Here is a 20329-nt window from a genome sequence, read left to right as displayed (position 1 = left end):
CACTTGGCGCCGTTGTCGGCCACATAGCGGACTGTGTCGATCATCTGCCTGTGGCAGAAGCCCTTCGGTCGGCCGCCCCGCCCTTCCAAGCAGGCAGGAACTGGCAGCACGACCGGATGACCTGCCACTCCGCCTCCGTCATGTCGGAGGCATGGGACGGGGTGCGGTTCGGCCGGTCCGCCCGTTGCCGAACCTGTGCGCGAGGCAGTCACACGACAGGGGTGGCGAGTTGGACTCCACGTACACGGGCACGAGAGGGGCCGCGGCAACAGGACATCCCGGTGATCGGTTTGGTTTGCACCCCCGAGCTACCAAGAGGCCCTGCTGTCATGCGCCGGCCCTTGCGCGATCACCCGATCAGGAACCCTGTCCGGCCAGGCCGGCCCCGTGATCGGTAAGCGGATGGCGTCCAAGCGGCGGCTGGCGCAGCGGCACGAGGTCGGCTGCTTGTAGCCGCTGAGGCTGCGCGCGGCGAGTGCTTCCAACGCCGCCGGATCGACTGTCGGACTTGGTCGTGGCTGCACATAGGCGACGACGACTTCTCCCCATTTCTCGTCGGGGACGCCGATCACAGCCGCCTCGAGGACCGACGCGTCACCGGCCGGCAGTTGTCGGCGCTGAGCGCGATCGTCTTTCTGGCACATCGGGGTGTGCCCGTCGCGTCATCGGCTTTTTGGTCCGGCGATCAGAACAGGCCGTTGTCGTGCGGCAGGGTGTCCGGGATGGGAGCCACGATGTCCCAGTGCTCGACGATCCTGCCGTCGGCGACCCGGAACAGGTCCCAGTACGCGACCGGAACATCGAACACGCCCTCGGTGACCACCAACACGAAGTTGCCCTCGGCGATCACCCGGTGAGTCGTCCCGTAGGCGATCTTCTTGCCCTGCTCGGTCCACGCCGCAAAGGCGGCGCCGAGCCCGGCAAGCCCGTCAGCGACCTCCGGGTGGTGCTGGTCGTACTGCTCCGTGGAGATGAAGTCGGTCACCACGGAGAAGTCACCACCCTTGAGGATCTTCTCGACGAACCCGAGGACCAAGGCACGGTTGGCCTCAGTCTTGTCGAGCTCGGTGACCTCTGTCGGGCCGTCGACCTGCGAGCGGCCCGAGACGGTCCTGGTGGCCTGGGGGGTGAGCGCGTCCCAGTGCTCGGCGAGCTTGCCGTCGGCGACGCGGAACAGGTCGAGGGCGACCAGCGGATCCGGACCGAAGCCGTGGTAGACGCCATGGACCGCGACCAGGTCACCCTCGACGATGACCCGGGCGACCTCGTGACGGACGTCGTCGGTGAGTGACTCGATCAGCCCACGCAGGCCTTCGGGGCCGTCGGGCGCGGCCGAGCTGTGCTGGCGGTAGTCGGCGGCGACCCACCGGTCGACGGCGGTCACGTCCTTGTCGCCGAAAAGCTCCTTGACCGCGGTGAGGACGGTGGTCTTGTTGTCGCTCATGTTCGTCATTCCCTCGTGCTTGTGGCCTGGTGGGCGGCTTGTGGTTCTGGCATCAACATTGGGCCAAAATTCGGTCGGTGCTGCGGTAGATTCTGGTCTCGTGATGGTGAATTTCGGACAGAGCACCGGCATCCTGAGGGTGGACTTCGACGCGGGCGTCGGAACTCCGGCCGGCGTCGAGGTGATGTCACTGGCCGAGTTCCGGCGGCGTGGGGCCGTCAGGTTCACGACACCGCAACGCCCCGATTTCCACCACCTCATCGCCGCGGTCAGTGGGACGCTGACGCAGGAGGTCGACTTCACCACCTACGAGGCGACCCCCGGGAGCTGGTTGTGGATCCGTCCGGGGCAGGTCCACAGGTGGGGAGACCTGAGCAAGGTCGAGGGGCATCTGGTGCTCTTCGAGAGCGACTTCCTCGATCCGATGGTCGCGGCGCGCTTGGAGACGTCGGATGGCCCGGTGCAGTACGACGCCGTCGACGACCCTGCCGTCGATCTGGCGATCGAGCACCTCTGTCACGAGTACGGTGCCGTCGGCACGAGTCCGCTCGACGTGCACATCGCCATCCTGCGGCATCTGCTGTCCGTGCTGGTGCTCCGGCTGGCCGACCGGCCGGGTGGGCTTCCCGGCCCTACGGAAGACAGCGAGACCTTCCGCCGATTCCGCGAGGCAGTCGAGCGTGACTTCACCAAGACCCATCAGGTCGCTGACTACGCGAGAGCCCTGGGCTACTCCCCGCGCACGCTGAGGAGGGCAACCGCATCAGCGGTCGGCACCAACGCCAAGGAGTTCATCGACGAACGCGTCATGCTGGAAGCCAAGCGCCGCCTGGCCCACAGCGACGAGACCGCCGCCCGCATCGCCGCACACCTCGGCTTCAGCAGTGCCACCAACTTCAACAAGTACTTCCAGTCCCGAAGCGGACAGAGCCCGATCCAGTTCAGGAACGCGGCCCGACATCCACGAGGTGGGGCCTGACGCCGCGAACGGCGATCGACAACGCGACCTCGGCACGGCCACGACCATCGGAGCGACCGGTCCCCACGGCCACGACCACCGGAGCAACGGGTCCCCACGGCCGCACCGCAGTGGCCCGAACTCAGCCGCAGATCCGCGACATCGTGCACCTGCGCTGGAGGCAGCGGCCAAGTCGCCGGACGGCTGGGCATGCCCGCCTTCGTTTTCCTTTACGCACGGTCCGGTTTCCATCGATCACATCGGAGATGTGCGGTGGGGCCGCCTCCCGTCGTCCGGTGGTCAACCCGCTCTTATGCCTGGCTGGAGCGGAGGGGTACCGAGCGAAGCGGCCCAGCCGCTACGCCGTCAACGCCGTTACCTTCAGTGTGTTCGTGAATTCCGGACAAATCTGCATGTCGGCCGACCGCATCCTCGTCCACGAGTCACTGGCCGAGGAGTTCACGCAGAAGTTCATGACCAAGGTCGCCTCCCTCCAGGCCGGCGACCCCATGCACCCGCACACGGTGGTCGGTCCGCTGGTCACCGCCTCCGCCGCCGACCGCATGGCCGAACTGGTGAAGGACGCAGTCGCCAAGGGCGCCACAGTACTGGCAGGCGGCGGGCAGCCGGACGGCGCACTGCACCCTGCAACCGTGCTCATCGGTATCCCCAGCGACGCCGACCTGTACTACGCCGAGGCCTTCGGCCCGGTCTGTGTCGTCGAAGCATTCACCGACGACGAAACCGCCATCGTCATCGCTAACGACGCCGAGAACGGATGACCTGCGGAATCATCACCGAGAACGCTACCCACGGTCTCACCGTCGCCCACCGCATTCGCACCGGCATCGTGCACATCAACGACCAGTCCGTAGCCGACCAGCCGCACGCGCCCTTCGGCGGTGTCAAGGCCTCCGGCTACGGCCGGTTCGGCGGGCGATGGGGGATCGAGGCGTTCTCCAACACTCGCTGGGTGACCATCGCCACCCAGCAGGCCCACTACCCGTTCTGACCACCCGTCAGCATCTTCAGGGCCACGTTGCCTGATGCGGCCCACCCACACTCACCCACTATGGAATGCCGAGGATCACCGGTTCCGACACAGCTTCTGACCGAGCCGGGTACGGAACTGCTCGCTCTACGGCGAATACTGCAACCTCGAATACCGACAGTCCACCAGTGCGAGTCCCCGGGAGCAGCAACCGGTCGGCCTGAACACTGTTCCGCCTCGAAGCCGCGATCGGACCCGGCGGGGTCCAGTCATCTACTAAGATGATTAGCAGAAGTCTGCTTCGTTGGACTTCGCGAGCCGGATGCCTCCTTGTGCGCACAGCGTGCCAGGAAGGCGAGGAGGTGTCCGGCGCCGAGAAGGGAGTCGCCATCCGGGTCGCCAGCGCGTCCTCCCGATGACCGCGGCGATGTGACACAACCACAGGACCAGCGCCCAGGTCACCCGATCCCCGATCACGTAGCGGTCCGGCGCAGGCCGGTTCAGGATCGGCGGGTCGATCTGCTCGACGGCGAGTTCGCGGAAGACGTCGTGCCTCCGGGAGGGGCGGCGGCTCCGACAGCGGTGATCAACGCTGTTCGCGTCGGCTGCGGATGCTCAGGGTGATGACGGAGACAAAGAACCAGAAGGCACCGAAGGCTGAGTATCCGGCGATGGCGGACAGGCCGCTGGTCGCCGAGGCGGACTTGGCGGCGAAGGAGGCACCGGCGAGGACGGACAGTCCGCCGCTGATGACCATGGGCCACTGGGCACCGACGGTGCGCCGGCGCCGAATTGCCACGACGAGCTGGATCGCTCCGGAAAGGAGGGCCCAGATGCCGAACACGAGCAGGGCCGTCCCGATGGTGGAGAAGACAGCGATGATCATCCCGGCGGTGGCGGCGAGGCCGAGAGCCATGTTGGTGGTACCGACGTGGTCCATGGAGCCGGTGCCGGCCATGCGACGCTCCAGGAGCGTGGCGATGACGTCCCACAGGGGGTAGATGACGAGCAGCACGGCCGCGATGGCTGTGGGCTTGTCCGTCGATGTGAGCGAGGAGGAGGTCGTGGCGACGAGTGCCACCCAGACCAGCGAGAAGGTGGCTCGGATCAGGTAGAGCGACCGGAGCCCGGAGGGCGTTGCCGTGCTCGTGGTCGTGCTCGAAGTCAGGGTGGTCTGAGTCATCGGGTGTCCCGTTTTGTGATCGTGATGGTGTGAGACGGTCGCCTCGATGAGGAGTGTCAGCGGCTTCGGGAGGGGCCGTGTACTTCGAACGAAGTAGTTCTGCCATCCACTTCGAAATCGCATGAGTTCTGCCGTCCCCATCGCCCGGACGGGGCTCGCTGTCTACATCATTCGAAGTACACGGCCGCAGCACATGTGGGCGAGAATCGGGCCATGGTCAAGGCGCAGAACAATCAGGACGGCCCCGTGGCGCCTGTGTGGGTCCGCCGCCCCGAGGCGCTGCACCTCGTCGCGTATTCGGTGGCCGCGCTGGTGTTCACCGGCCAGATCGTGGCAGTGATCCTGCGGGGGTCGGACTGGCCGACGGCCCTCTCCGTGCTCCTCGCCGGTGGCGGTGTCGCCCTTTCATGGCGAAGGCCGTGGGCAGGACTGGTCGTGGCGAGTGCGGCGTCCTTCGCCGTCACCGCGGTGGGCCACGACCCTCTGTCGGTGTGGATGATGGCCGTGCTCGTGCTGTTCTCGGTCACCGTCAGGGGGAAGCGGCCGCTGGCCGCGACCGGCATCGTGGCGGCGTTCTTCCTCGGGGCGTTCATGACGCTGGGAGGATTTCGTGGCGGCGCGATCGTGGGGGCCGCCGCAGTCTTCTCGGCCATCGCGGGAGGTGCGACAGGGGCCGCGCTGCGCATCCATCGAGAGCACTGGCGCACCCTGGAAGAACGGGCCGAAAGCGCCATCGCCACCCGCGAGATCGAAGCCGTCCGACGGGTGACCGAGGAACGACTGCGCATCGCCCGGGACCTGCACGACGTCATCGGCCACCAGGTCGCGATGCTGAGCATGCATCTCGGTGCCGCGGAGATCGGGCTGCCCGAAGACGCCGAGTCCTCCCGGCAGGCCCTTGTCTCAGCCAGGTCCAGCGCCCGCACCGTGGTCGTCGAAACGCAGCGAATCCTCGCGCTCCTCCGCCTCGGTGACGACATCTCCGACGACGAGGCGCTCCGCCCGACCCCGGCGCTCAGCGGCCTGGAAGGCCTTGTCGCGTCTTTCGAGAGCATCGGCCTCGACGTCCGGCCCTCCATCGACATCCCCGCCGGTTTCGTGGAGCCCGGCGTCGGCGTGGCGGTCTATCGCGTCGTTCAGGAAGCGCTCACGAATGCCTACCGGTATGGAGAGGGGGCGGCAACGGTGGATGTCCGCGAGCGCGACGGCAGGATCTGCCTCACGGTGGAGAACCGCGTCAGTCACTCACTGCGCGGCGCCGACTCGGGCAGCGGACTCGGACTCGTGGGGATGCGCGAACGCGTCGAGTCCTCCAACGGGCGGCTGACGATCGACAGTGACGACGGGCGATTCCGGGTCCATGCGGAGTTCAGCCCGCTGGGGGCCGTCGTATGACGACACGGATTCTGATCGTCGACGACCAGGACGACATCAGGGCCGGCATCAAGGCGATGCTCCGGCTCGACCCGAGTCTCGTTGTTGTGGGAGGTCTCTCCGACGGACTCCAGGCCGTCCCCTTCCTCCGGGACCATCCCGTCGACCTGGTCCTGATGGACATCCGGATGCCCGGCATCGACGGTGTCGAAGCCACCCGCCGGATCCGCAAAGAGCACCCACCCGAAAAGATGCGGGTGATCGTGCTGACCACTTTCGACCAGGACGACATCGTTCTCGCCGCCCTTCGCGCGGGCGCCAACGGCTTCCTGAGCAAGACCGTCAGCCCCGCTGAACTCGTCGCCGGAATCACCGAGGTCGTCGGCGGTGGCGGTGCGCTGTCGGCCGCCGCGACGGCCGCGCTCATCGGTCACATGACGGACAGTCCGCCCCCGGTGATCGACCAGGAACTGCTGCGACGCTTCGACGCCCTGACACCCAGGGAGCGGGACGTGGTCGTCCTCGTCGCGAGCGGTCTCGGCAACGACGAGATCGCGGCCCAGATGTCCGTGTCACCCTTCACCGTGAAGACGCATGCGGTGCGGGCCATGACGAAGGTCGGCGCACGCGACCGAGCGCAACTCGTCTCATTCACCTTCCGGGCCGGCCTCTATCCCTGAGAGGTCGTTCCGGAATGCGTAGTTGGTCCGGTGATGTCGGGTCGCGCCAGGAGATGGTGTTCTCGCCGGTGAGGCGGCGTGCCATGAGGTCGGTCCTGGCGAGGTAGATCATGGCTTCGGAGCGGGCAGGGAAGGTCTCGTAGTCGCACGCCAGGCGGCGGTGCAGCGTCACCACGAGCGCCGCAGCCCGACCGAGACAACCGGTCTGGCGTGATCACACATGCTTCTTGGGCTTGTGCGGGAGTTATCTCCCGCTGTTCCATATGCCCCATGACACAGCGATCTTTCCTGGGCGAGGTCAAGCGCCGCTTCAGCCCGCACCCTGCTCAAATACCAAGAACGACCTGGCAGAAACTAAATCGAGCAAAAACAGACTCCGGCTGGCTACTGCTGGCGGTCAACTTTTTCACATTCGCCCTATTTGCTGCAATTTTCATAAATTCGGCAACGACTATGCACGCATTCTCAGTCCTCTATTGGTGGTTGAGCGTCAGTTGCATCCTTGGTCTGTTGCGGACTGGACAGGTAATGGTGTGCGTCGCCAGGGGCGGGGCAGGGCAGCTCGCACCGCAAGCGCCCGGGACCTTGTCAGGCAGGTACCGGGGTAGGCATACCTGAAGTCCCAACGGCGTAGCCACTTCCGCATACGCCCACGCGTTCCGCAGCGCGGTGAACAACCTCGACGGCAGCGATGGCAACCAGTCAGACCGGACGGACCGCCCCATGGGCGAAAGCACTTGGGGTGGTCCTTCTCGCCCTGCTCGCGGCCATCATCGTTGCGTACAGCATCGCCGGCTCCCGGGAAACCGACCGCAAACACTCAGCCTTCGAGGCAACCCGCACGGATGCGCAGCGCTTTGCTGACAGCGTCGTAGCCCAGCGCGGCGCCCCGCCCACCAGTCGGCAGGACATCCAAGCGGCTCTGGACACCTCCGCAGCCAACAAGAACGGCCTGCTCTACTCGATGCAGCCCGCCGAGCGCCGCACCAAAGTCGTCATACAGCTCACCCGCTCCTACCAGCGTTCGCTGGCTCTGTTTGGTCCGGCCGAAGCAACGGTCGACCGCTGCTTCACCGTGATTTTCGAAGTCGACGAGGTCCGACGCCTCGGCGCGGACATCACCGCGCACACCTCTGACGAACGCTGCACTGAAGTCGCGCACCAGAATTCTTGAGCAGCGAAGTCCAGGCGGCCGACGCAGCGGCTGAGGCGTGGCAGACGGATCTGTTGGGTGCCTACAAACTCGGTTGCGGCGGGACGGGGGCGCCCAGTGAGATTCGTTCCATGGACGGTGCAACAGACGGTGTGAACCACGCGATCGCGGGCGAGTTGCAGCTCATGGACCCGCATGTCCGCGCCTCCCGGGACTCGCCGGGCAACTGCTCGATCCAGAGTTTGTGGAGGTCGGCGCGTCCGGGCAAAGGTGGACGTACGAGGCCATGCTCGCCGAGCTACCCGACCATCCGGGTAGTTCGCTGGATGCTCCCCGCTTCGAGCCATCAGAGATCTCAGGCGTGTTGCTCGCGCCAGGTCTGGTGCATCTGACGTTCGAGACCATGCTCGGCGAGCGTAGGACGAGGCACAGTTCGATCTGGCGCAAGGGGGAGGGAGCCGCGGGGTGGCGGATGTACTACCACCAGGCCACATGCGTTCCCCCAGGTGTCGAGTGAGCAGAAGCTCTCGCGCCCGGGTGTATGGGCGATATCGAAGGCCATGCCTCTTCCGCTGAGCTCGCCACGTCTGGCAGGAAGAAACGCTGCGGTCACGGACCACCCGGCTCCCCGGCACGCGCTGGCGGTGCTCGCGGGCCGGGGAGCTCGACGTCCTGGACAGGCGCGGGCGCCGCGTTGGTCACGTGCGTATCTTCAGGGGGCGACCGGGACGTACGGCGTCCACATCGGCGGAGCGATACGTCCCGGCGCGGGAAGGGACTCGCGTTGCTGGGCCGGGATTCTCGGCGAGGTGGTCAGACCCGGCCGACGAGCTCGTAGCCGGCCTCGTCGACGGCGGCACGCACGGCCTCGTCGTCGAGCGGCATGGCGGACGTGACGGTCACCTCGCCGCTCTTGGCGACGGCCGTGACCGCGGTGACGCCGTCCAGCGCGGAAATCTCTTGCGTGACGGCGCCCTCGCAGTGACCGCAGGTCATACCGGACACCTTGTACACGGCGGTGACGCCGACGCCCTGGACGTCGACCGTGGTGTCGGAGCCGCAGGAACCGGAGCCGCAGCAGGAGCCGGAGTTCGTCTCGGTGGTCATGGTTTCTTCCTCCGAACGTGGGTGCGTGAGTCGTCATCGGGGAGAGGTGTTGCTTCAGGCCTCTCACCGGATGCCAACACTATACCCCCCAGGGGTATTTCTGCGCCTGTGGTGCTGTCGCAACGCCAACCCGGAATAGCGAGAACCCCAGGCGTCAACCGGGGGAGGGGTTACGGGATGTTCGCTGCCCAGCGCGCGAGGAGCGGTCCCGGCCACGTGCTCGTCACGGCCGGGGGCATGAACTTCAGCTGCTAATGTCCTTAGTAAGTTGCGGGCTGGGGTGCGTTCAGGTCCCGGAAGCTCTCATGCGGTGCTGCACGACCGGACAGTGGCGTCCGTTGGACGAGCCGCATGTACCCCCGGGGGGTAGGATGTCGACTCGGCAGGGTGACCGGTGAGGACGAGTGGAGCTCATGAGGACTCGGACAGCTCGCAGCGGCGGCGTAGCCGTCCGCTGGGCGTACGGTGTGTTCCTCACCCTGTGCGTGGCGCTGGCCGTACTCGTCCACCATGAGACATCCGTGACCGCGGTCTTGCCGATGCCGGGTGCCGCCCATGCCGCCCACGCGACGGCGGCGGGGACCCCGCACTCGCACCACATGCTGGATTCCCCCACGCACAGAGCCGACGCCGGTGGCTGCACCATGCCGGGCATGCAGCACTGCACCACGGCGAGCGTCGACTCCGTACAGCTCGTGCCGCCCCGCAGAAGCGCGTTCGACCCCTCGGCGGACCTGCGGCAGGCCCCGGTCGGCCGCGCGCCCGGTGCTACGGTCGGCCGCTCCCCGCCAGACCTGTCCGTCCTGTCTCAACTGCGCATATAGGCCGCGCCGGACGGCGCGCGATGTGCCGTCCCTCCGTGACCACATCGGCAGTTACGACACAGAGGACACCCACACGATGAACAGCATCAACCGCCGCTCCGTCCTGCTCGCCGGGCTCGGAGCCGCAGGCGCAGGAGCACTCGCCGCCTGCACCAACGCGGATGGCTCCGGCAGCGGCACCGCCCTCATCGGCCCCAACGCCTCGGCGGTGGCCGCCACCGAGAGGAAGCGCAAGAGCACCGGACACCAGCGGAAGGTCACCCTGACGGCCGCACCCGCCATGATCGACCTGGGCGGCGGCGTCATGCCCAGGACCTGGGCCTTCGACGGCCGCACCCCCGGCAGGGAGGTCCGGCTCTCGGTCGGCGACACCCTGGTCGCCGAGCTCTCCAACCAGCTCCCGAACAAGACCACCACGTCGATCCACTGGCACGGCATCGCACTGCGCAACGACATGGACGGCGTGCCCCCGGCGACCCAGACCGCCGTCCGGCCCGGGTCCACCTTCACGTACCGCTTCCTCGCCGACGCCCCGGGCACGTACTTCTTCCACCCGCACGTCGGCGTCCAACTCGACCGCGGCCTGTACGCCCCGCTGATCGTCGAGGACCCCAAGGAGACCCTCGCGTACGACGACGAGTGGGTCGTCCTCCTGGACGACTGGATCGACGGAGTCACCGGCACCCCCGACGAGGTCTACTCCGAACTCAGGCAGGGAATGGGCGGGATGGACATGGGGGAGAGCGCCGGCTCCGGCTCCAGCGGCATGGAGGGCCACGACATGGGGGACATGGGCGGCATGGACATGGGCGGAGACTCGGCGGCCCCCGCGGCCTCCGCCTCGTCGTCCGGCGACATGTCGATGAAGTTCATGCTCATGGGCGCCGAGAGCGACCTGCTCGGCGGCGACGCCGGCGACGTGAAGTACCCCCACCACCTGATCAACGGCCGGGTGGCGGCCGACCCGGACGTCTACACCGGCAAGCCCGGCAAGAAGGTACGGCTGCGGATCATCAACGCGGGCGGGGACACCGCCTACCGCGTCGCCCTCGGCGGCCACAAGCTGACCATCACCCACACCGATGGCTTCCCGGTCCGCCACCAGGAGGTCGACGCGCTGCTGGTCGGCATGGGCGAGCGGTACGACGTCCTCGTCACCCTTGGCGACGGCGTCTTCCCGCTCGTCGCCCTGGCCGAGGGCAAGAACGCCAACGGCCTGGCGCTGGTGCGCACGGGCTCGGGGAGCAAGCCGCCCGCGACCGTCCGCCCGAAGGAACTCAACGGCATGATCATGACGGCGTCCCAGCTGCGCGCCGCCGACGACGTGCTCCTGAAGTCCGCCAAGACGGACGCCACGCACCAGATCAAGCTCACCGGCGGCATGGACAAGTACAACTGGGCCATCAACGGCAGGCCCTTCGACATGAAGGACCCCGAGGCGAACCCCATCGTCATCGAGGAGGGCCAGCGCGTACGGCTCGACTTCATCAACGACACCGACATGTGGCACCCGATGCACCTGCACGGCCACACGTACCAGCTCGGCGCCTCGGGGCCGCGCAAGGACACCGCGATCGTGCTGCCCAAGAAGAAGCTGTCCGTGTTCCTCGACGCCGACAATCCGGGCCAGTGGATGCTGCACTGCCACAACGCGTACCACGGTGAGGCCGGGATGATGGCGAACGTGGCATACCGAGGCTGACCGCACGCACGCCGGAGGGCGAAGGGTCCCACAGCCCTCCGGCATGTGCACGACCCCGATGACGCGCGGAAAGCTGGGCGTCGTACGGCCGCTCAGAAGGAAGCCGAAGTGCGTGCCCACTCTCGGCACCTGTGGCAGTGGCCGTCCTCCGCGTTGGCGTGCCTGCCCATGGGCAGGTCCTTGGTCCACCGGAACCGGACCCGGCCGACCCTGGGGATGTTGACCATGTCCCAGCGGCGGTGCACGCGGGTGACGTACAGGTCGCGGCCCTGCGGGTCCACGGACATCGCGGTGCGCAGGCGGCCCTTGAAGTTCGGGGCGTCGGCGCGGCCGTCCCAGCAGTTCTTCCACGCCCGGAAGTACGTCTTGAGTACCGCTTGCGCAGCCTGCGCAGGCAGGACGGCGAGAAAGTCGATGTCCTTGCCGGCCTGGCGAATTGCGGCATCGGCGTCCGTGAGCGTCCGCTTTCCCTTCGGCATCATCCGCCACCATGCGTGCAGCAGGGTCCACATCGTGCGGGCCGCGTGCGGTTGATCATCTGCTGCGCAAACCCCGGCAGGTGACAGCGCAAGCCGGGCACGGTGCCCGAACTGCCGCTTGATCAGCGTGCCTTGACTCACAACCTAAACCCTAGGTCTGGCTCATGTGACCGTGCTGGAACCCTAGTTCGAATTGCAAGCAAGTCCGCGTCACATCGGTCTCACAAGGAATCAGGTCAGCCGAGAGCGGGCGGGCAGGCGACCAGCAGCGGTAGCAGCGGTACGGCAGCGGCGACGGCGGCGACAGCGCCCCGGAGGACGGGATGAGGCGCTTTGCGCGGGCCGAGAACCCGTTTCATCCGGATCAGGACCGTGTGCCCGCCCGCCGCGAACGCGCCCCTGGGTGCGCGGGCCGCCGCCATCTCGTACATGGCCGTGGCCAGCACCTCGCGGGACTGGGTGCGCAGTGCGCGATCATCCGCGACCATCTCCAGCAACAGCGCCATCTGCTCCCGAGTATGCCGGGCCAAAGGCAGCCACCGGAACACCGAGTGGAACGCCTCCACGCCGGCGAGAACCAAGTGGTGACGCCCCGTGATGTGCGCCTGTTCGTGTTGCAGTACGGCGTCCAGCTGCGCCGGCGTCAGATGGTCCACGGCGCCGTCACTGATCACGATCCGGGGGCGGCGGCCGGGCAGGCAGTACACCGCGGGTACGTCGTACGGCATGACCGTGGCGCACAATCGGGCCGAGTAGCGGCCCACCAGGTCCACGGCCTCCCGGTGCCGCTCCCGCGCCCGCCGTGCTCGTACGACGTGGAAGGAGTAGCTGACGAACAGGGCGATTGCGATGACGGCGGGCACGCCGAGAGCGAGCCGGTCCGCTCTGTCGGGGTCGGGGTGACCCGCGTCCGCACCCAGGCCGCAGGAGTGCAGCAGCCCCATGAGGCCCGCGTGCAGGTGCTCGGCCGGCATGGCCAGGTTGTACGCGGCGAGCGCGGCCCCGATCGAGAACGACACCGCCAGGGCGTGCCACACGGCTGCCGCGAGAGCGGGAGCCCGGTGCGGCCAGCTGCTGCGCAGCATGACGTGGGGTGCGACGAATCCGACCGCTGCGGTGTAGCCGACGAGGACGGGGGCCGCGTTCACGCCTTCGCCTGTCGTCCTACGCTCCGCAGGGCCTTGCGCAGGGCGGCGACCTCTTCCTCGGACATGTTCTCCACGAAGTGGACGAGCGCGGCCGGGCGGTCCTTGCTTTCCCCCAGGCCGTCCTCCATGAGTGCGGCGGCATACGCCTCGCGGGTGCGGACCGGCGTGTAGACCCAGGCGCGGCGCTGCTTCTCGCGCAGCAGCCAGCCCTTCGTGTACAGGATGTTGGTGACGGTCATCACCGTGGTGTACGCGACAGGCCGGGTCTCGTTTATGTCGTCGACGACCTCACGCACCGTCGTCGGCCGGTTCCACGTCCAGAGGCGATCCATGATCTCCGCCTCGAGATCCCCCAGTCGCCGCATGCCCCTGTCTTCCCTTCGCCACCGAATACGCAAGGCCATAGTAGGCGGCCAGGCCCGCTACCACGTCGGCTCCGGGAGGACGCCCATTGCCCTGGCCCGTGCCGCGGGGCGCAGGGGTCGGGCGGCCGGCGGTGTCCGTATCAGGTCAGGTAGTCGGCGACGAGCAGCGCGAATTCGTCGGGTGCGGCGAGGCGGATGCCGAGGGTTTCCGCCTTGGCCCGCTTGGAGCCCGCGCCCTCGCCGGCGACCACGAGGGAGGTCTTCTTGGAGACGCTGGAGGAGGACTTGCCGCCGGCCCGCTCGATGAGCTCGTTCATCTGGTTGCGGCTGAGGCTTTCCAGCGGCCCGGTCATCGCGCCGGTGACGACAACCGTCATACCCGTGAGCGGGCGATCGTCCGTGGTGTCGGCCGGTGCTGCCAGGTCGTCGCCTGCCGTGGGTGGGGGAGTGGCGCCGGGTTCGGTCATGTTCACCCCGGCCGCGGCGAGTCTGTCGATGAGTTCGGCGAGTTCGGCGAGTTCGGCGACGATGGAGGGGGCCTTCTCCGGGCCGATGCCCTCGACCTGTTGCAGGGTCTCGGCGTCGGCGGCACGGATGTTGTCCATGGTGGCGAAGTGGCGGGCGATGCGGCGGGACATGGAGCGGCCGGTGCCGCGTACGCCGAGCGCGCACAGCACCCGTGACAGCGGCCGGGTCCGGGCCGTGGCGAGGGCGGCGAGCAGATTGTCGGTGCTCGTCTCGCCCATCCTGTCCAGCGCCAGAAGCTGTTCACGGGTCAGGGCGAACAGGTCGGCCAGATCCGCGACGAGTCCGGCTTCGACGAGCTGCACCACGCGGGTGGCGCCCAGTCCCTCGATGTCGAGCTGGTCGCGGCCGGCGGCGTAGGAGAGGGAGGCCACCAGATGGCAGTTACGGCCCTGCTCGCACCGCCAGCGCTCCTGGCTGGTGTCGATGGCGGAGCCGCACCGCGGGCACACGAGCGGGAACACGATGGGCTGCTCGTCGCCGGTGCGCAGGTGGGCGACCGGCGCCTCGATGCGCGGGATGACATCGCCGGCCCGGTGGACCATGACGTGATCGCCCATCCGCAGGTCGCGGCGGGTGATGTCGGCCGGGTTGTGCAGCGTCGCGTAGGTGATGGTGGCGCCCTCGATCACCACCGGCTCCAGGACGCCGCGCGGGGCGATGATCCCGGTGCGGCCGACGTTCCACTCCACCGCCACCAGGCGGGTGATCTTCTCCACGGCGGGAAGCTTGTAGGCGATCGCCCAGCGGGGCGCGCGCGAGCCGGAACCGGCGGCTCGCTGGTCGGCGGCCAGGTCGGCCTTGATGACGATGCCGTCGATCCCGAAGGGCAGCTCGGCGCGGAGCGCGGCGATCTTCCGCACGCGCTCCAGGACCTCGTCCACGGTCGTGGCCAGGACGGTGGGCACCGCGGTGGCGTTGTTCGTGTGCACTCCCAGCCGGGCGGCCAGGGCCATCAGCTCGCTGTGGGCGAGCCCGTCCAGCCGTTCGGCGAGCTCGGCGTCGGTGTCCGGCAGGGGCAGCAGGCCGTAGCCGAAGAACGTCATCGGCACCGTGTACGCCCGCTCCTTGGCCCGCAGCGTGCCCGCGGACGCGCCGCGCGGGTTGGCGAACGGCTGCCCGCCGTGCGCGGTGCGTACCTCGTTGGCGTGCTCGAACTGGGCCGTCGTCATGAGGACTTCGCCGCGCACCTCCACGGTGACCGGCTGGTCCAGCTTCTCCGGCAGTCCTTCGAGGGTGCCGATCGCGTGCGAGACGTCCTCCCCGGCGATGCCGTCGCCGCGGGTGATCAGCCGGGTCAGGCGCCCTTCGGTGTATCGGGCCGCTACGGCGAGACCGTCGAGCTTGGCCTCCACGCTGAAGCGTTGCGCCTCGTGCCCGATCCGGCGGGCCAGCGAGGCCGTCCACGCGGTGAACTGCTCGGGCGAGAACACGTTGTCCAGGCTCAGCATCGCCACCGTGTGCGGCACATCGCCCTCGACCGCGCCGCCGGCGACCTTGCCCGTGGGGGAGTGCGGCAGTACCTGGTCGGGGTGCGCGTCCTCCCATGCGGCGATGCCGCGCACCAACTGGTCGTAGGCGTCGTCGTCGAGCGGAGAAGTGCCGTCCGTGTAGTAGGCGGCCGCGGCCGCCACGACGTGCTCGACGGCCTGCGCGTAGGCAGCGGCGTCCACGATCTGCGCAACTGGTGTGGTCATGCCGTCATCCTGCCTTCCACCACTGACAACGCCGACTGGCTAAGCGATCGTTTCAAAATAAGACTCGCGCAGCGAAGATGTTGGTGCAGAGTCTCCGGCCCCCTCGAATCCTCCTGGTTCGGAACGTGTTGAGGTTGCACCTTTCGGTGGATCCGCCCCCGATGCCGGCCCGAGACACAAGGTCAGCGGACCTGCACGGCGCCACCGTTCACAGAGATGATCTGGCCGGTGATGAACCGGGAGCCGTCGGAGACGAGGAAGTCGAGGACCGGGGCGAGGTCGGAGTCGGGGTCACCCAGCTTGCCTCCCAGCGGGATGATGCGGGCCTGCTCAGCGTCGTGGGCCGCGAGTTCCTCCTCGGTCATCCGCGTCCGGTACCCGTCGTACATCCCCGTCCATATCACCGGATCGACGGAGTTCACCCGGATCCCGTAGCGCCCCCATTCGGCGGCGAGGGTACGAGTGAGCGAGAGCACCGCCCCCTTGGATGCCGAATAGTGCGCTCCGTTCGGATAGGGGATGAGGGCGGCGTCGGAACCGAAGTTGATGATGGTGCCGCCGTTTTCCCGCAGGTACGGGAAGACGGCCTGAGCGGTGAGGAAGGTGCCCTTGGCATTCACCGCGAAGACACGGTCCCAGTCCTCTTCGGAGATACCCTCCGCAGGCGCCCCCATTTCGATGCCGGCCACGTTGACCAGGGAGTCGACGCCGCCCAGCTCCTCGGCGGCGGCGGCCACTGCCGTGGTCACCCCGGACTTGTCCGAGACATCGGCGTGGAAGTAGGAGACGGTGCCAGGCCCTTCGGACGTGATCTTTTCGGCGAGAGCCCTGCCCGATTCGTCGCTGATTCCCAGTGCGGCGACCCGGGCTCCGGCTCGGGCAAATGACGCGATGGCCGCGCCGGCGATTCCCCGGGAGCTGCCGGTCACGATGATGCGCTTGTCCTGAACAGTCATGGCGCTTTCCGTATATGACGAGTGGATGCGAGGCAGACGTGTGCATATCTGGCCTCACTCCGCCAGCGTTCCGTGGGCCATACGGTCATTGACAGGTCAAACCCTGCTCACTACTCGCCAGAACTTCTCCTGACCCGCGCCGTCCGCCTCGGCCGGCAACTGGCCGAACACGCGGGCCACCGCACCCCCGACGGCCTGCACGCCTTGGCGTTACTGGGGCTGCCCAAGGTCGTCGCGGACGTCGGCGGCGTTCCGGCACCAGTACTCCGGCACCGCCGGCGGGCTTCATGTGATGGCCTGGCAATGCGCGCCTCCAACGGCGCCCCGTCGGCGCCGACAAGAGCCCCGTCCTGGCCTGACTGCGCCACGTCGTCGACCACAAACCGGCACGCAGAAGGCCCGGTGCCCACTGCGCCTGCCTGTCAGGATCTCGCCCTCCCTGGCAGGCGCCACGCTGCCTAATGTGAGGGCTGTGAATGCACTCGGAGATTTCCTACGAGCCCGACGTGCCGCCGTCAGCCCGCTGGACGTCGGCTTGCCTCCGGGAGGCCTGCGTCGTACACCAGGCCTCAGACGCGAGGAGGTCGCCGCACTGGCCGGGATCAGCACGCAGTACTACGTGCGCCTCGAGCAGGGACGGGAGCGGTCGCCCTCGCCGCAGATTCTCGAGGCACTGGTGTCCGTGTTCGGCCTTGATGCGCCGGCGATCAACCACATGTATCTGCTCGCCGGCCGCGCCCCTGCGACACTGCGCCCGGAGAACGATCGGGAAGCCGTAGCGCCCGGCCTGCAGCGCCTGCTCCAGATGTGGACGGGGCAGCCCGCGATGGTGCTGGACCGGTGGCACAACGTGCTGGCGCGCAACGCTCTTGCCGAGGCCTTGACCAGCGGCTTCACCATCACGGGCAACTATGTGCGGACCACCTTCCTCGATCCGGTGGCACGCAGCTTCCACGTTGATTGGCACAAGGCGGCCCGTGCTGTCGCGGCCTCACTGCGCGCCACCGCCGGCACGGCCCCCAACGATCCCCGGCTGACAAGGCTCGTGAGAGAGGTGTCGGCGGTCAGCCCGGACTTCCGGCGCTACTGGGCGGACCACGAGATATTCGAAAAGGGAAGCGACATCTGCGGCTTTTCCCATCCTGTCGTCGGCTCCCTGGAACTGGTCGTGGAGACCTTCACAGTGGACCGTGACCCCGGCCAGCGGCTCATCGTGTATTACGCCGAACCGGGCAGTCCGTCGGCTGACGCGCTGGCACTTCTGGGGAGCGTGCACGCGGAGCCCGTCGGCGGAGAAGGCGGCCGTCCGGTCGGCGGGACAGCCCCCTCGGCGGAGTCCCTGTCCCGGTGGCAGAAGAACGGCAGACAGTGACGCAGCGGGGCTCCGCCGCCCCGGCTTCATCAGCGACTGATCTGCCTGGCTGATCCTTCGGGCCGTGCTGCGTGATCACCCGCCGGCACGTTCAACTTCCTTTCTTGGGGTTTCTAAGTGGCTGCCTTATGTGCTGACCGCCGCCACCGGCGGAGGCGTGAATCAAGTCATACCCACGCACGTCTCATTCCTTCGGTTGACCAAAAATGACCGACGTCATGTATCTGGTCAAGGATTCGCGTTTTTCGCCGCTCGTGAATATGGGGTACGGCGGCTCCTTGGGTGACCGTGTGGTCGCGGCGCGGGATCGGGCTTTCGTCGGGCGGGCGGTGGAGCGGGCGCTGTTCCGGTCCGTGCTGGCGGGGGATCCGGCCGGTGCGTCTGTTGTCTATCTGCACGGGCCCGGGGGGATCGGCAAGTCGGCTCTGCTGCGGCGGTTCGCCCTCGATGCGCGGGAGGCGGGGCGGCTGGTGGTCGAGGTGGACGGCCGTACGGTTACCGCGACGCCGCAGGACTTCGAGTACGTTGCGGGAAAAGCCATCGGCGAGCCGGGCGCGGTGCTTCTGATCGATGCCTTTGAGTACTGCCAGGGCCTGGAGCACTGGTTGTGGGAGCAGTTCTTGCCGCGCCTACCGCTGGGCGGGGTCGTAGTGATCGCCGGACGCGTGGGCCCCGATCCGCGCTGGGTCGCAGATCCCGGATGGGGCGACCTTCTGCATGTGGTGCCGCTGCGAAACCTGACCCCGGGTGACGCCGCGGCGTTTCTGCGGGTGCGCGGCGTCCCGGCTGGAGCGCACCACGCGGTGCTGTCCTTCACCGGCGGCAATCCGCTGGCCCTGTCCCTGGCGGCGGCGGTCGCCGTTCAGCAGGACGCGGAGGGGACACTGCGGGCGGCCGACTGGTCACCGGGCGGCGAGGTGATCGCGACGCTGTTGTCGCAAGTCGTGGGAGATCCGCCGAGCCCGGAGCATCGCGCGGCGCTGGAGGTGTGCGCTCAGGCCGAGGTGACTTCCGAGGCCCTGCTGCGGGCGATGACGGGTGAGCGGGCTGCCGAACTCTTTGCCTGGCTGCGCGCACAGCCGTTCATCGAGTCCACCTCGTCGGGACTCCTTCCGCATGATGTGGTGCGCGAGGTGCTGGTGGCTGATCTCCGGTGGCGTGATCCGGACGAATTCGCAGCCCAGCGTGGGCGGATGCACCAGTATCTGCTCGGCCGGGTACGGGAGGCCCCCGCCGCGCAGATGCTCCAGGCGATGCAGGCCCTGATGTACCTGCGACGGGATGTCGGCGCAGCCGGCCATGTCTCCGACACCTTCGAGGGCCAACCCCGCGGTCTGGTGCGGGAGATGCCCTGTACTCCTGCCGACCGGGAGCGCGTGGTGGAGCTGGTCCATGAGGCACAGGGCGCCGAATCGGCCGCGATCGCCCGGTTCTGGCTGGATCGGCAGCCCGAAGCGTTCAAGGTCTACCGGTCGACTCGGAGCGATGACATCGTTGCCTGCTCCGCATGGCTGCAGTTCGACAGGCCTGAGGGGGAGGACGCCGATCCGGTGGTGGCCGCCGCCTGGGCCCACGTACGCGTCGACAAGCCGTTGCGAGCAGGGGAGCACATAGCCATCGCGCGGTTCGACGTGGACTCGCAGGCGTACCAGCGGCCGTCGGCGTCCAACACTTTGGCCAAGTGGCGTGCGATGGGTGAGATCATCCGGGCCGACCATCTCGCATGGTCGTTCAACGTGATGCGGGACGACGGCTTCTGGAACGGTTACCTGGAGCGCTCCGAGATGCTGCCCCTTGATGTCAGGCCCGCGGTCGGCCACCACCAGTACCGTCTGTTCGCCCACGACTGGCGTACCCAACCCGTGATGGCGTGGATGGCGGAGAGACACGAAGCTCTGCTGACCGGCGCGAATGTCGTCACGTCTCCGGGCGGAACTGCTCAGGAACGGGCCGAGCATGTCGTGCTGTCCCGCTCAGAATTCGACGCCGCCGTACGGGACGCCCTGCGCGCGCTGTGGTGGCCCAGTCAGCTGGCACGAAACCCACTGAGCCGCACCCGCCGCGTCGCCGAGCACGGCCAGAACCTGCACGATGCCCTGCTGCACGCCATCGACACCCTGCAGGACGAGCGTGGCGGAGAGAAACGTCACCACGTCGTCATGACCACGTACAGCAAGGCCGCACCCACCCAGGAAGCCGCGGCCAGGCGCCTCGGAATGTCCTTCAGCACCTACCGTCGGCACCTGACAGCCGCCGTGAAACACATCAGCGATGTCATGTGGGGCCATGAACTGAACGGCGCACCGTTCCTCCCCGCCGACCGGGACCGGGACCGGAATGGCTCGTTGTAACTCCCCATCACGGACGATGC

The 20329-nt window shown here is 67.9% G+C and carries 16 protein-coding genes and 4 pseudogenes; 10 read left to right on the top strand and 10 right to left on the bottom strand.

All coding sequences use genetic code 11. The features are described from left to right. Window positions 1–308: 308 nt before the first annotated feature. The gene (locus BFN33_RS49315; protein WP_079140542.1) at window positions 309–644 is read right to left on the bottom strand and encodes a hypothetical protein; all 336 of its coding nucleotides are present in this window, start codon (window positions 642–644) and stop codon (window positions 309–311) included. A gap of 41 nt (window positions 645–685) precedes the next feature. Beyond that, window positions 686–1444 carry a nuclear transport factor 2 family protein gene (locus BFN33_RS02895; protein WP_069758920.1) on the bottom strand — a complete coding sequence of 253 codons (759 nt, stop codon included), beginning with the start codon at window positions 1442–1444 and terminating at the stop codon, window positions 686–688. A gap of 103 nt (window positions 1445–1547) precedes the next feature. Between BFN33_RS02895 and BFN33_RS02890 the strand changes: the two genes are divergently transcribed. Both BFN33_RS02890 and BFN33_RS02885 read left to right on the top strand, forming a co-directional pair. After that, window positions 1548–2423: an AraC family transcriptional regulator gene (locus BFN33_RS02890; protein WP_069758224.1), complete on the top strand. Its 876-nt coding sequence runs from the start codon at window positions 1548–1550 to the stop codon at window positions 2421–2423. A 338-nt stretch (window positions 2424–2761) separates the two neighbouring features. After that, window positions 2762–3414, top strand: a pseudogene (locus tag BFN33_RS02885) (aldehyde dehydrogenase family protein); the annotation flags it as partial. A gap of 565 nt (window positions 3415–3979) precedes the next feature. Here the strand turns inward: BFN33_RS02885 and BFN33_RS02880 are convergent. After that, a complete protein-coding gene (locus BFN33_RS02880) occupies window positions 3980–4576 on the bottom strand; it encodes a DUF308 domain-containing protein (protein ID WP_069758223.1) in 597 nt (198 codons plus the stop codon). A gap of 213 nt (window positions 4577–4789) precedes the next feature. On the opposite strand from BFN33_RS02880, the gene BFN33_RS02875 reads away from it, so the two are divergent. Both BFN33_RS02875 and BFN33_RS02870 read left to right on the top strand, forming a co-directional pair. Further along, complete coding sequence (locus BFN33_RS02875) at window positions 4790–5971, top strand: sensor histidine kinase (protein WP_069758222.1); 1182 nt, start codon at window positions 4790–4792, stop codon at window positions 5969–5971. After that, window positions 5968–6630 carry a response regulator transcription factor gene (locus tag BFN33_RS02870; protein ID WP_069758221.1) on the top strand — a complete coding sequence of 221 codons (663 nt, stop codon included), beginning with the start codon at window positions 5968–5970 and terminating at the stop codon, window positions 6628–6630. The genes BFN33_RS02875 and BFN33_RS02870 overlap by 4 nt, the downstream gene beginning before the upstream one ends. Here the strand turns inward: BFN33_RS02870 and BFN33_RS54010 are convergent. Further along, window positions 6602–6796, bottom strand: a pseudogene (locus BFN33_RS54010) (hypothetical protein); the annotation flags it as partial. The gene BFN33_RS02870 and the pseudogene BFN33_RS54010 sit on opposite strands and share 29 nt — an antisense overlap. 576 nt (window positions 6797–7372) lie before the next feature. Between BFN33_RS54010 and BFN33_RS02865 the strand changes: the two are divergent. Then, window positions 7373–7804, top strand: coding sequence for a hypothetical protein (locus BFN33_RS02865; protein WP_069758220.1), 432 nt, complete (start codon window positions 7373–7375; stop codon window positions 7802–7804). Between the two features lie 110 nt (window positions 7805–7914). Beyond that, window positions 7915–8300 (top strand): annotated as a pseudogene (locus tag BFN33_RS02860) (DUF4440 domain-containing protein). A 296-nt stretch (window positions 8301–8596) separates the two neighbouring features. Here the strand turns inward: BFN33_RS02860 and BFN33_RS02855 are convergent. Continuing rightward, window positions 8597–8890 (bottom strand): heavy-metal-associated domain-containing protein, encoded by a 294-nt coding sequence (locus tag BFN33_RS02855; RefSeq protein ID WP_069758219.1) that lies wholly within the window; start codon window positions 8888–8890, stop codon window positions 8597–8599. A 413-nt stretch (window positions 8891–9303) separates the two neighbouring features. Here BFN33_RS02855 and BFN33_RS02850 point away from each other — a divergent pair, with 413 nt between their 5' ends. Then, the gene (locus BFN33_RS02850) at window positions 9304–9714 is read left to right on the top strand and encodes a hypothetical protein (RefSeq protein WP_069758919.1); all 411 of its coding nucleotides are present in this window, start codon (window positions 9304–9306) and stop codon (window positions 9712–9714) included. A 76-nt stretch (window positions 9715–9790) separates the two neighbouring features. Then, a complete protein-coding gene (locus BFN33_RS02845) occupies window positions 9791–11416 on the top strand; it encodes a multicopper oxidase family protein (RefSeq protein WP_069758918.1) in 1626 nt (541 codons plus the stop codon). Between the two features lie 143 nt (window positions 11417–11559). Here the strand turns inward: BFN33_RS02845 and BFN33_RS02840 are convergent. The 5 genes and pseudogenes from BFN33_RS02840 to BFN33_RS02820 all read right to left on the bottom strand — a co-directional run. Continuing rightward, window positions 11560–11928: pseudogene (locus BFN33_RS02840) on the bottom strand (RNA-guided endonuclease TnpB family protein); the annotation flags it as partial. Window positions 11929–12131: 203 nt separating this feature from the next. After that, a complete protein-coding gene (locus tag BFN33_RS02835) occupies window positions 12132–13043 on the bottom strand; it encodes a M56 family metallopeptidase (RefSeq protein WP_069758218.1) in 912 nt (303 codons plus the stop codon). After that, window positions 13040–13408, bottom strand: coding sequence for a BlaI/MecI/CopY family transcriptional regulator (locus BFN33_RS02830; protein WP_069758217.1), 369 nt, complete (start codon window positions 13406–13408; stop codon window positions 13040–13042). Before BFN33_RS02830 ends, BFN33_RS02835 begins: the two co-directional genes overlap by 4 nt. Window positions 13409–13548: 140 nt before the next feature. Continuing rightward, window positions 13549–15630 carry an NAD-dependent DNA ligase LigA gene (gene ligA, locus BFN33_RS02825; RefSeq protein ID WP_069758216.1) on the bottom strand — a complete coding sequence of 694 codons (2082 nt, stop codon included), beginning with the start codon at window positions 15628–15630 and terminating at the stop codon, window positions 13549–13551. 182 nt (window positions 15631–15812) lie between these two features. Continuing rightward, complete coding sequence (locus BFN33_RS02820) at window positions 15813–16586, bottom strand: SDR family NAD(P)-dependent oxidoreductase (protein WP_069758215.1); 774 nt, start codon at window positions 16584–16586, stop codon at window positions 15813–15815. Between the two features lie 535 nt (window positions 16587–17121). On the opposite strand from BFN33_RS02820, the gene BFN33_RS02815 reads away from it, so the two are divergent. Both BFN33_RS02815 and BFN33_RS02810 read left to right on the top strand, forming a co-directional pair. Beyond that, complete coding sequence (locus BFN33_RS02815) at window positions 17122–17958, top strand: helix-turn-helix transcriptional regulator (RefSeq protein ID WP_069758214.1); 837 nt, start codon at window positions 17122–17124, stop codon at window positions 17956–17958. Between the two features lie 206 nt (window positions 17959–18164). Then, window positions 18165–20309 carry an ATP-binding protein gene (locus BFN33_RS02810; RefSeq protein ID WP_107487966.1) on the top strand — a complete coding sequence of 715 codons (2145 nt, stop codon included), beginning with the start codon at window positions 18165–18167 and terminating at the stop codon, window positions 20307–20309. Window positions 20310–20329: the final 20 nt, after the last annotated feature.

Source organism: Streptomyces sp. LUP47B, from assembly GCF_001746295.1.
Classification (GTDB): Bacteria; Actinomycetota; Actinomycetes; order Streptomycetales; family Streptomycetaceae; genus Streptomyces.
Note: the sequence above shows the minus strand (reverse complement) of the source record. Positions and strands in the feature narration are given on the sequence as shown.